Origin of the sequence: Nostoc sp., from assembly GCF_036917315.1 — a bacterium.
Classification (GTDB): Bacteria; Cyanobacteriota; Cyanobacteriia; order Cyanobacteriales; family Nostocaceae; genus Nostoc.
On record NZ_JBALDR010000003.1, the window covers coordinates 24,243 to 36,796 of the forward strand.

General features: G+C 44.6%; 8 protein-coding genes and 1 other RNA gene. 4 read left to right on the top strand and 5 right to left on the bottom strand.

The features are described from left to right. The first annotated feature begins 120 nt into the window (after window positions 1–120). The 4 genes from V7K84_RS02260 (at window position 121) to pstS (ending at window position 10,596) form a co-directional block, all read left to right on the top strand. A complete protein-coding gene (locus V7K84_RS02260) occupies window positions 121–6,741 on the top strand; it encodes a HAMP domain-containing protein (protein WP_334835998.1) in 6,621 nt (2,206 codons plus the stop codon). Between the two features lie 407 nt (window positions 6,742–7,148). Continuing rightward, on the top strand, window positions 7,149–7,889 hold the full coding sequence (locus V7K84_RS02265) for a cytochrome c biogenesis protein CcdA (protein WP_334836000.1): 741 nt from the start codon (window positions 7,149–7,151) through the stop codon (window positions 7,887–7,889). A 30-nt stretch (window positions 7,890–7,919) separates the two neighbouring features. Further along, window positions 7,920–9,317, top strand: coding sequence for a cytochrome c biogenesis protein (locus tag V7K84_RS02270; RefSeq protein ID WP_334836002.1), 1,398 nt, complete (start codon window positions 7,920–7,922; stop codon window positions 9,315–9,317). A gap of 199 nt (window positions 9,318–9,516) precedes the next feature. Beyond that, window positions 9,517–10,596: a phosphate ABC transporter substrate-binding protein PstS gene (pstS, locus tag V7K84_RS02275; protein ID WP_334836004.1), complete on the top strand. Its 1,080-nt coding sequence runs from the start codon at window positions 9,517–9,519 to the stop codon at window positions 10,594–10,596. A gap of 20 nt (window positions 10,597–10,616) precedes the next feature. Here pstS and queF read toward each other — a convergent pair whose 3' ends face one another. The 5 genes from queF to V7K84_RS02300 form a co-directional block, all read right to left on the bottom strand. Beyond that, window positions 10,617–11,030 (bottom strand): preQ(1) synthase, encoded by a 414-nt coding sequence (gene queF, locus V7K84_RS02280; RefSeq protein WP_334701036.1) that lies wholly within the window; start codon window positions 11,028–11,030, stop codon window positions 10,617–10,619. Window positions 11,031–11,144: 114 nt separating this feature from the next. Next, window positions 11,145–11,546 carry a hypothetical protein gene (locus tag V7K84_RS02285; protein WP_194046692.1) on the bottom strand — a complete coding sequence of 134 codons (402 nt, stop codon included), beginning with the start codon at window positions 11,544–11,546 and terminating at the stop codon, window positions 11,145–11,147. A 156-nt stretch (window positions 11,547–11,702) separates the two neighbouring features. Then, a complete protein-coding gene (locus tag V7K84_RS02290; protein WP_289795595.1) occupies window positions 11,703–12,089 on the bottom strand; it encodes a phasin family protein in 387 nt (128 codons plus the stop codon). 25 nt (window positions 12,090–12,114) lie between these two features. Further along, window positions 12,115–12,211: signal recognition particle sRNA small type (gene ffs, locus V7K84_RS02295), an RNA gene on the bottom strand. Window positions 12,212–12,248: 37 nt separating this feature from the next. Next, a complete protein-coding gene (locus tag V7K84_RS02300; RefSeq protein WP_334836049.1) occupies window positions 12,249–12,515 on the bottom strand; it encodes a YciI family protein in 267 nt (88 codons plus the stop codon). Between the last annotated feature and the right edge of the window lie 39 nt (window positions 12,516–12,554).

Consider the following 12,554-nt stretch of genomic DNA (forward strand, 5'->3'; position numbering starts at 1 on the left):
TTGTTGCTATGGCGAGTACCAGTAAACTTAAAAACACTGATGAGAGTTAAAATCAACTCGCTGCTTTGAGAAAACTTTTTTTAAACACGAAAACCTAGTAAATTCTTTAGATATCAGGCTATGGCAACCGAACAGTTAACTAGAGACAGTGATAATCTAGATTTAAATCAGCTACTAAGAACGCTGAATGCTGTTAAACAAGGTGACTTCTCGGCTCGGATGCCTATAGACCATACTGGTGTGGCAGGGAAAATAGCTGATACGCTCAATGATATTATTTATCAAAATGAGCGGATGGCGGCCGAATTACAACGCATTGGTAATGTTGTCGGCAAAGAAGGCAAAATTGCCGATCGCGCCTCTCTCGGAGATGTTCGAGGATCTTGGTCAGATTGTGTTACTTCTGTCAATACTCTAATTACAGATTTAGTTCAACCAACAGCTGAAACTACCCGTGTAATTCGGTCGGTTGCCAATGGTGACTTATCCCAAACGATCGCAACAGAAATTGATGGCAGACCCCTGCAAGGTGAGTTTCTCCAAACTGCTAATATCGTCAACACGATGGTAGAACGTCTCGGTTCTTTTGCATCGGAAGTTACCAGGGTTGCCCGTGAGGTAGGAACTGAAGGGAAATTGGGCGTTCAAGCCGAAGTCCAAGGTGTGGCTGGCACTTGGAAAGATTTGACTGATAACGTTAACTTGATGGCGGGTAATCTCACCGGACAAGTTCGCAACATTGCCGAAGTTGCCACTGCGATCGCAAATGGTGACTTATCCAAAAAGATAACCGTTAATGTCAAAGGCGAAATTCTCGAACTAAAAAACACCGTCAATACGATGGTGGATCAGCTTAATTCTTTTGCGAGTGAAGTAACGCGAGTTGCCCGTGAAGTGGGAACTGAGGGGAAGTTGGGCGTTCAAGCAGAAGTTAAAGGAGTTGCAGGTACTTGGAAGGATTTAACTGACAACGTTAATTTAATGGCAGGGAATTTGACTGCCCAAGTCCGTAACATTGCGGAAGTAACAACGGCGGTAGCTAATGGCGACCTTTCCAAGAAAATTACTGTTGATGTCAAAGGCGAAATTTTAGAGTTGAAAAACACCGTCAACATCATGGTGGATCAACTTAATTCCTTTGCATCGGAAGTAACAAGGGTTGCGCGTGAAGTGGGTGCTGAAGGTAAATTGGGCGGTCAAGCAGAAGTGCGCGGGGTAGCGGGTACGTGGAAAGACCTTACCGATAGCGTGAACTTCATGGCAGGAAGCTTGACGGCACAGGTGCGGAATATTGCGGAAGTGACAACTGCGGTTGCAAATGGCGATTTATCCAAGAAAATCACTGTCGATGTGAAAGGCGAAATTCTGGAGTTGAAAAATACCATTAACACAATGGTGGATCAACTCAATTCCTTTGCATCGGAAGTGACAAGAGTTGCCCGTGAGGTGGGAACAGAAGGAAAGTTGGGCGTACAAGCAGAAGTCCGGGGCGTGGCGGGGACTTGGAAAGATTTAACTGATAACGTTAACTTAATGGCGGGTAATCTCACCGGACAGGTGCGAAATATTGCCGAAGTTGCGACTGCGATCGCAAATGGCGATCTATCTAAAAAAATTACCGTCGATGTCAGAGGTGAAATTCTCGAACTCAAGAATACCATCAATATCATGGTGGATCAACTCAGTTCCTTTGCCAGTGAAGTAACAAGAGTTGCTAGGGAAGTGGGAAGCGAAGGTAAACTGGGCGTGCAAGCCGATGTGCGCGGTGTGGCTGGAACTTGGAAAGATTTAACTGACAGCGTGAACTTCATGGCAGGAAGTTTAACGGCACAGGTGCGGAATATTGCGGAAGTAACTACGGCGGTTGCAACAGGCGACTTATCCAAAAAAATCACTGTCGATGTCAAAGGTGAAATTCTGGAGTTGAAAAATACCATCAACACAATGGTGGATCAACTCAATTCCTTTGCATCAGAAGTTACAAGGGTTGCCCGTGAGGTGGGAAGCGAAGGTAAACTGGGCGTGCAAGCAGAAGTGCGCGGCGTGGCTGGTACGTGGAAAGATTTAACTGACAGCGTGAACTTCATGGCGGGAAGTTTGACGGCGCAGGTGCGGAATATTGCCGAAGTGACTACGGCGGTTGCAACAGGCGATTTATCCAAAAAAATCACCGTTGATGTCAAAGGTGAAATTCTGGAGTTGAAAAATACCATCAATACAATGGTGGATCAACTTAGTTCCTTTGCAAGTGAAGTTACAAGAGTCGCCCGTGAGGTGGGAACTGAAGGGAAATTGGGCGTACAAGCCGAAGTAAAAGACGTTGCTGGTACTTGGAAAGATTTAACCGACAGTGTGAACTTCATGGCGGGAAGCTTGACGGCACAGGTACGGAATATTGCCGAAGTTACAACTGCGATCGCAAATGGCGATTTATCTAAGAAAATTACTGTTGCTGTCAAAGGCGAAATTCTCGAACTCAAGAATACCATCAATATCATGGTGGATCAACTCAATTCCTTTGCAAGTGAAGTCACAAGGGTTGCCCGTGAGGTGGGAAGCGAGGGTAAACTAGGCGTACAAGCAGATGTGCGCGGTGTAGCTGGCACTTGGAAAGATTTAACTGACAGCGTAAACTTCATGGCGGGAAGCTTAACGGCACAGGTGCGAAATATTGCCGCCGTGACAACCGCCGTAGCGAATGGCGACTTATCTAAGAAAATCTCCGTTGATGTTAAAGGTGAAATTTTAGAGTTGAAAAACACCGTCAACACGATGGTAGATCAACTTAACTCCTTTGCAAGTGAAGTTACAAGAGTTGCCCGTGAGGTGGGAACTGAAGGGAAGCTGGGCGTACAAGCCGAAGTTAAAGGTGTAGCCGGCACTTGGAAAGATTTAACCGACAGCGTAAACTTCATGGCGGGAAGTTTAACAGCGCAAGTGCGAAACATTGCCGAAGTTACCACAGCTGTAGCAAACGGCGACTTATCTAAAAAAATCACCGTCGATGTGAAAGGTGAAATTCAAGAGCTTAAAAATACCATTAATACAATGGTGGATCAGCTAAATTCTTTTGCATCGGAAGTTACTAGGGTTGCCCGGGAGGTGGGAACTGAAGGTAAATTAGGCGTGCAAGCTTACGTCAGAGGAGTTGCTGGAACTTGGAAAGATTTGACGGATAACGTAAATTCGATGGCGGGGAACCTCACCGGACAAGTTCGCAACATCGCGGAAGTTACAAAGGCGGTAGCTAATGGCGACTTATCTAAGAAAATTACCGTCGATGCCAAAGGTGAAATTTTGGATTTGAAGAATACTACCAATACAATGGTGGATCAACTTAGTTCCTTTGCCAGTGAAGTAACGCGGGTGGCGCGGGAAGTGGGAACTGAAGGGAAGTTGGGCGGACAAGCGCAAGTCCAAGGTGTCGCGGGAACTTGGAAAGATTTGACAGATAACGTTAACTCGATGGCGGGTAACTTAACGGCACAAGTGCGGGGTATTGCCAGAGTTGTAACGGCAGTTGCTAACGGTGACTTAAAACGAAAACTAATGTTAGATGCCAAGGGAGAAATTGAAACCTTGGCAGAGACAATCAACGAGATGATTGATACCCTAGCGACATTTGCCAATCAAGTAACCACAGTGGCGCGGGAAGTGGGAATCGAAGGGAAGTTAGGCGGACAAGCTAGAGTACCGGGGGCGGCTGGAACTTGGAAAGATTTGACAGATAATGTAAATGAACTTGCTGCTACACTGACAACTCAGTTGCGAGCGATCGCAGAAGTTGCTACAGCTGTAACTAAAGGCGATCTAACTCGTTCAATTGCCGTCGAAGCACTAGGAGAAGTAGCGATACTCAAAGACAACATCAACCAGATGATTGCCAATCTGCGGGAGACAACGCAGAAAAACACCGAACAAGATTGGTTGAAAACTAATTTAGCCAAGTTTACCCGAATGCTCCAAGGGCAGCGAGACTTGGAAACCGTATCTAAACTCATTCTCTCAGAACTAGCACCCTTGGTAGGAGCGCAACACGGCGTATTCTTCCTGATGGAGTCTATTGAACATACACCGTATTTGAAACTAATCAGTAGTTACGCTTACCGCGAACGCAGACATCTAGCTAACCGCTTCCAATTGGGTGAAGGTTTAGTGGGACAATGCGCTTTAGAAAAAGAGCGAATACTGCTGACGGAAGTACCGAACGATTATGTCAAAATTTCCTCTGGTTTAGGAGAAGCCACGCCCCTGAATGCCGTGGTGTTACCTGTACTTTTTGAAGGACAGGTGACAGCAGTGATTGAATTAGCATCCTTCCGCCGCTTTAGCGAAATTCATCTGACATTCTTCGACCAACTTACCGAAAGTATTGCGATCGTTCTCAACACGATCGCAGCATCGATGCGAACGGAAGAGTTACTCAAGCAATCGCAATCTTTAGCTGAAGAACTCCAAACCCAGCAAAGCGAACTCCGCGAAACCAACAAACGTTTAGAACAACAAGCCCAATCACTCAAAACTTCTGAGGATTTACTCAAAGGACAGCAAGAAGAACTGCAACAAACCAACGCTGAATTAGAAGAAAAAGCAGAGCTGTTGGCGATGCAAAAGAAAGAAGTCGAGCGCAAAAATCGGGAAATTGAACATGCAAGACTTTCTTTAGAAGACAAAGCTGAACAACTCGCCCTCTCCTCAAAATATAAATCAGAATTTCTCGCCAATATGTCCCATGAACTGCGGACACCGCTGAATAGCTTGTTGATTTTGGCGAAATTGTTGACAGATAATATCGATCGCAACCTTACCAGCAAGCAAGTCGAATACAGCCAAACAATTTATTCAGCCGGTACTGATTTGTTGACGTTAATCAATGACATTCTGGATCTCGCTAAAATTGAATCTGGAACGATGTCCATTGACATGATTCCAATGCCATTGGCAGAGTTGGGTGATGTGATTGAGCGCACCTTCCGGCAAATTGCTCAGAGCAAAGGACTTGCCTTTACAATTGAATTCACTCCCGAATTGCCAAACACCATCTACTCAGATGTCAAACGCTTACAACAGGTATTGAAAAATCTCCTCTCCAACGCATTTAAATTTACAGAGCAAGGGGAGGTACGCTTACGGATTGCGGTGGCGAAGCTAGGGTGGAGCAACGACAACGAAACCTTAAATCGTGCCCAGGTTGTAATTGCCTTCTCAGTCAGCGATACAGGCATTGGTATTGCCCCCGAAAAACAGAAAGTGATTTTTGAAGCATTTCAACAAGCCGATGGCTCTACCAGTCGCAGATACGGCGGCACCGGATTGGGCTTATCAATTAGTCGCGAAATCGCCCGTCTCTTCGGCGGCGAAATTAAACTAATCAGTCAACCCGCTGAAGGTAGTACCTTTACATTCTACTTACCACAATTGAGTCCTGAGTTCCGAATGCTGAGTGCTGAGTCAACATCAAAACCACTCCCCATTTCCCACTCAGCACGGGCTGAACGCCCGGCTACCGCTAACAGCACCCAGCACCCAGCACTCCTAAATGACGATCGCACGACTATAGAAAGAGGCGATCGCGTTTTACTCATTGTCGAAGATGATGTTAATTTTGCCCGTATCCTTCTAGATATGGCGCAACAACAAGGATTTAAGGTGATAGCTGCCCAAACTGGCAGTACAGGTTTGATGCTAGCGCAGCAATTCCAGCCTTCAGCCATTTTGCTAGATATCCGGCTGCCGGAAATGGATGGTTGGACGGTATTGGATCGTCTCAAACATGACCCGAATACCCGTCACATCCCCGTACATATTATGACAGTTGAGGAAGGCAGACAACGCGGTTTGCAACTAGGTGCGATCGCATATCTGCAAAAACCTTTAACCAGCGAGACAATATCTGAGGCATTGACCAAAATTAAAGGTTTTGTTGAGCGCCAAGTGAAAAATTTATTGGTAGTGGAAGACGACGACACTCAACGGCTGAGTATTGTTGAGTTGATTGGTAATAGCGATGTTTCGACCACTGCTGTGGCTGACGGTGCAACTGCTCTAGAAGCTATTCGCACCCAGCATTTTGATTGCCTCGTCCTCGATTTAGGGCTACCTGACATGACCGGGTTTGAACTGATCGAGCAGATAAAGCTTTTACCTAACGGCAAAGCTTTACCAATTATTGTCTACACAGGTAGAGAAATTAGCAAAGCTCAAGAAACAGAACTCAGACGAATTGCCGAAACAATCATCATTAAAGATGTGCGATCGCCCGAACGCCTCCTTGATGAAACAGCATTATTTTTACACCGAGTCCAAGCAAATTTACCTGAACCGAAGCGACAAATACTCGAACAGCTGCATTCACAAGACTACTTACTTACTGGTAAAACAGCGCTGATTGTAGACGACGATATGCGAAATATCTTTGCCCTTACCAGTATGCTGGAGCGTTATCAAATCCAGGTTTTATATGCTGAAAATGGTAGAGAGGGAATCACCCTGTTAGAAAATACACCAGATATTGATGTGGTTTTGATGGATGTAATGATGCCAGAAATGGATGGTTACGAAACAACACGCACGATCCGCCAAAACGAGCGATTTAAGTCTTTGCCGATTATTGCCCTGACCGCTAAAGCCATGCAAGGCGATCGCGAGAAGTGTATTGAAGCTGGTGCATCAGACTACATTACTAAACCCGTAGATACCGAACAATTGCTGTCGCTGTTGCGTGTTTGGCTATATCGTTAACGGAATAATTCGTAATTACAGCAGTTTTCATGTATTGGAACCAATACGCTTGGGTTAGCGCCAAAAATCTTAAACTGTGTAGGTTGGGTTGAGGAACGAAACCCAACATTTCCTGGGCTTTGTTGGGTTGCACTTTGCTTAACCTAACCTACAATTTTTCATAAAGCCAAGCGTATTGGTATTGGAACCACAGCTGTCGTAGGGGCGCAAAGCCTTGCGCCCCTACCGCGCGATCTATTTACCTGAAAATAGCTGCAAATGGTATCAGTGTGGGTAGTTCACATACATTACCTTGGGCAGATGAAATTTAGATGATATCAGGTTCGGATAATTTAGTTATCCTGACTCAAAAACCAAAACTAAGCTACAATTCAAGCAGAGTAAGCATTTCCCGCTCAGATTCTCCCATGTTTGATAACCTGCAAACCCAAATTTACCAACTAGAACAATTTGCCAACAGCCTCGTTTCTAACCAACTGACACACCTTAGCGTGGTAAGCGTTGGCATCATCTTTGCCGCTGGCTTGCTCACCAGTCTCACACCCTGTATGCTTTCCATGCTGCCAATTACCATTGGTTACATCGGTGGTTATGAAGCTAAAAGTCGCTTGCAAGCAGCTGCCCAATCAACTTGGTTTGCTTTAGGTTTAGCAACTACATTGGCAGGACTAGGGATTATAGCAGGTTTAGTCGGAAAAGTCTACGGTCAAGTGGGAATTGGTTTGCCGATTATCGTCAGCATTATCGCTATTCTCATGGGGCTGAACTTATTAGAAGCACTGCCTATACAATTTCCATCCTTGAATGAAACGAATTGGATTTCCTCAGATTTGCCAACAGGATTGCGTTCCTATTTACTGGGACTGACTTTCGGCTTAGTGGCATCCCCTTGTAGCACCCCTGTTTTAGCGAGCTTGTTAAGTTGGATTGCTAGTACACAAGATTTAATTTTAGGCGCTGTTTTGCTACTTTCTTATACAGCCGGTTATGTAGCACCATTGATTTTGGCGGGTACTTTTACAGCTTCAATTAAAAAATTACTAGAATTGCGTCGCTGGTCTGGTTGGATTAACCCAGTTAGTGGGGCACTATTGGTAGGATTCGGTGTATTTTCCTTAATTTCTCGAATTCCCCTCGGCAGTCTTTAATATCAATAACTTTGTTAGCTTTTACACATAATGACTTTAGAAGATTCAGCTGCAAAAGAATTAAAATGGTGGTCGATACCTGGGCAGTTCTTACGGCAAGAGCTTTTGCCCGTACTGACTAACTTACGACTAGCGATCGCACTACTGCTATTGATTGCAATCTTTAGCTCTACTGGTACTGTCATTGAGCAAGGTCAGTCACCTGCATTTTACCAAGCCAACTACCCAGAACATCCAGCTTTATTTGGTTTCTTAACTTGGAAGGTAATTCAAGTAGTTGGATTAGACCATGTATATCGTACTTGGTGGTTTCTGGCATTACTCATCTTATTTGGCACTAGCTTAACTGCTTGTTCTTTTACACGTCAGTTGCCAGCTTTAAAAGCTGCCCAGCGCTGGAAATATTACGAAGAACCACGACAATTTCAAAAATTAGCTTTAAGTGCAGAACTAGATACTGGTTCCCTAAATTCCCTCAGCCAAATATTACAAAAACACCGCTATAAAATTTTTCCAGATCGAGAAAAAGAAAATCTCCTTTACGCCCGCAAAGGAATAGTTGGACGCATCGGCCCAATTATCGTTCATATTGGCATTGTCGGTATTCTGCTAGGGGGAATTTGGGGGGCAATGACTGGGTTTCTAGCTCAGGAAATGGTTGCCAGTGGCGATACATTTCAAGTGACAAATATTGTCGATGCTGGTCCAATAGCCGCAAAAATCTCGAAAGATTGGTCTGTGCGCGTCAATCGTTTTTGGATTGATTACACTCCATCTGGCGGCATCGATCAATTTTATTCAGATATGTCTGTCTTGAATAATCAGGGAAAGGAAATTGACCACAAGAAGATTTTTGTCAACGAGCCTCTGCGCTATCATGGCATAACTTTCTATCAAACTGATTGGGGAATTGCAGGTGTTCGCGTCCAATTTAACAACAGCCCGATTTTTCAGCTACCAATGGCGCAATTGAACACCAACGGTAACGGGCGCATTTGGGGAACCTGGGTTCCGACTAAACCGGATTTGAGTGAGGGTGTCTCTTTGTTAGCGAAAGACTTGCAAGGGATGGTATTAATTTATGATGCCACTGGCAAACTTGTTGATACAGTCCGCGCGGGGATGTTCACCGAAGTTAATGGCGTGAAGCTGAAAATTTTGGATGTGATTGGTAGCACTGGCTTACAAATTAAAGCCGATCCAGGCATACCAATTGTTTACACAGGGTTTGGCTTGCTCATGCTGGGTGTGGTAATGAGTTACTTTTCCCACTCGCAAATCTGGGCATTACAAAAAGGCGATCGCTTGTATATAGGTGGCAAAACTAATCGCGCCCAAGTTGCTTTTGAACAAGAGGTTTTGGAAATTTTAGATCGGCTAAGTTCACAGCCAAAAGGTGAAGAGAAAGAAACGGCGATTCAAGTTTAAACGCAGAGGGGCGCATTCGCATTAGCGTTCGCGCAGCGTCTCGCAGAGAAGGAAATCGCAGAGGTACGCAGAGGATTACTTTGCGTACCTTTGCGTTGGCCTCTGCGTTTCAAAGTTATTTACAATTAATTACGCCCACACGCCTACAAATTAGGAAATTACTAGAGGTATTTATTAAACATTGGAACAAAAAATTTCTATGTCTGCTAAACTTCAATCTCAGGGACGGGTTTGCCTTCTACCTTTAATCGCTATCTTGTTGAGTATTGCTTCTTGCGCTGCCGAGCAAAAAAATATAAAGCGTGTTTCCCTTGTTGGTACTGGGGCAAGTTTTCCCGCACCTTTGTATGAACGTTGGCTTTCAGATTATAACCAGCAAAATCCCAATATAGAAATTAACTATCAAGCTATAGGAAGCAGTGCTGGAGTGCAACAGCTCGTCGACGGGACTGTAGATTTTGCAGCTAGTGATGTGGGAATTACAAGCGAACAAGCAGCCAAGATAAAACGGGGAGTGATTGCTTTACCTCTAACTGCCGGTTCTATTGTGTTGGCTTATAACCTCACACCAGTTTCACAGCAGTCGCCTCAAGTGAATGTGCCACCTGCTCTCAGGCTACCACGCCAAGTTTACGTAGATATCTTCCTCGGAAAAATTACGAATTGGAATCATCCTAGAATAGCTTTAGCTAATCCAGGTGTAAGTTTACCCGATTTACCGATTCAGGTTGTACACCGAACTGATGGTAGTGGAACTACAAGCGTATTAACGCAACACCTAAGCGCCATAAGTCCAGAATGGAAAAGCAAAATTGGGGCTGGTAAATCGATAGCATGGCAAGTGGGAGTTGGTGGAAAGGGTAACGAAGGTGTTACCGCCCTGATTCAACAGATACCAGGAGCTATTGGCTATGTAGAATACATTTACGCCAAACAAAATAAGCTTTCTGTGGCTGCTTTAGAAAATAAATCTGGTAATTATATTACGCCGACACCAGAATCTGTAGCACAAACTTTAGAAGCAGTGAAATTACCAGGTGATAACTTGATTGCTTTTATCACCGATCCTACAGGTGCCCAGTCTTATCCCATCGTCACTTACAGCTGGCTTTTAACTTATCGCCAATATCCCAACCGAGTCAAAGCTCAAGCACTGAAAAACTTTGTGAATTGGGCTGTGATTGACGGGCAAAAATCCAGTTTGGAACTTGGGTATATTCCTTTATCAAAAAAAGTTGTGCTTCAAGTGCAATCTGCCGTGAAGAAAATTGCTGAATGATGCGCTCATCAGTAATGATGTTACTTTTGGTGACGCACTTCAACTACAGTATGTACATTACCGCGAGGCGTGAAATCTGCTTTTACCGTGACTTCCAACGGATCGCAAGCAGCCACAAAATCATCCAAAATTTGATTGGCAGATTCTTCGTGGGAAATGTAGCGATCGCGGTAACTATTAATATAAAGTTTGAGCGCCTTCAATTCCACTACCCGTTCATCAGGCACATAGCTAACATAAATTGTCGCAAAGTCAGGATAGCCGGAAAACGGACATTTACAAGTAAATTCCGGCAAAGTAATGTTAATGTCATATCGCCTCCCCACACGCGGATTCGGAAAGGTAATTAGTTTACCTTCCGCAATGTCGCGTTCGCCATACTTCATTTCTTGGTTTGCCTGGGATGCACTTTCTGGTAATTTATTAGTTGTCATTTGTCACGTTGTTAGTTTTTAAGTTGTAATTTTAATTTGTAATTTACTTCCCCTGCCCCTCTGCCCCTCTGCCCCTCTGCCCCTCTGCCCCTCTGCCCCTCTGCCCCTCTGCCCTCAATACTCTTCCTTCTCCCAGTCGGGACAATTCTCATCTTCACAACCGTGGGGATGCATGGCACAAACTAATAAATTACCACCATAAACTTGACCGTGGTAGTGACTACAACCGATACAGGCAGGATTTTTTTCAGATGTGGGTTCAACTGAATAAGGAAAGCCCGGATCGACATCTGCTACCATGTCTTCCAGTTCCCAGTAAGCTTCCAACATCGGTTCAGCCAAATCCTGTAGATACTGATCGACTTCCGTAACAATATTATTGTGTACTTGCTCGCTGACTTCTTCCGTTAGCTCAAAAAATGCGTCTACCACTTCACTCATTCCCAGGAAGAAGCGCTCTACTTCATCAGCTACTGTTTCGACGATTTCTACTAAATCTTTTTGCCACTGTTCCATAAACTTGACACCTTTGCAGGCTATAAACAGGACGCTTTGTGTTATCTGGCTTGAAGCACTAAAATACACACTAGGCAATGTATCTTATCAAGTTTTTATCCGAAGTGTCATGTCAAAATGCCACTTTTTACTTATATGTCGATCAAACAATGCTTTTTATCGATCGCGTTGCAAACGTTTTAACTCGTCTTGCAGTTTTAGCACTTCATCGCGCAATTTATCTACATTCTCATCATTTGACGCCTCTTTGACCGTTGGCTCTTCATCTTCCTCTAAAATTTCAATGCGGCGAGGTTGAGAAGGGGGCGTTTCTGGTGAGGTTTCAACAGATGGTTGGGCTTGTTGGGCTTGCTTCATCATGTCCTCAACGAAGCGGCGGGCTTCTTCTGTGTTCATTTCGCCCTTTGCCACCATTTCATCTGCCAGTTTTTGGACTTGCGATCGCACTTCGGCTAATTTTCCCCCTGCTTTCTCACCCGCGTAAGAAGCTAATCCAACACCGAGGTAAAAAGCTTTTTGAACAATATCTCCAAAACCAGGCATGGTTGCTGACCGCTCCTAAAAATAGGGCGACCCGGAGACTACGCCTACCACAAGCCTCCCGTGTTGCTGCTACCTTCCGGTTCTGACAAGATTTGGGTGTTGCGATCGCATAGATCCAGGTCTTATATAAACATAACATGAAAAGTCAGTAAGTGTGTGTCATTCCATAACAATTCGCCATTCATAAAGCTGATAGTTGACGCAGCCGTGTTTTACCAAGGGGTCATCAGCCACAATTGCTTCCGCTTCCTCCTTTGAGGCTGCCTCAAACAGTAACATTCCGCCTCTTTGCTCCACCCAATAGCCTGTTCGCGCTTTGTGTCCTTTAGTAATCAATTCCCGAATGTAGGCTTTGTGAGCAGGTACATATTGGTCAAAGGTAAGTTTATCAACTTTCCCCTCTTCAATTTTTACAAACCACGGCATTGGCTTCTTAACTCCAGTTACAACAAACATCCTGCTTTA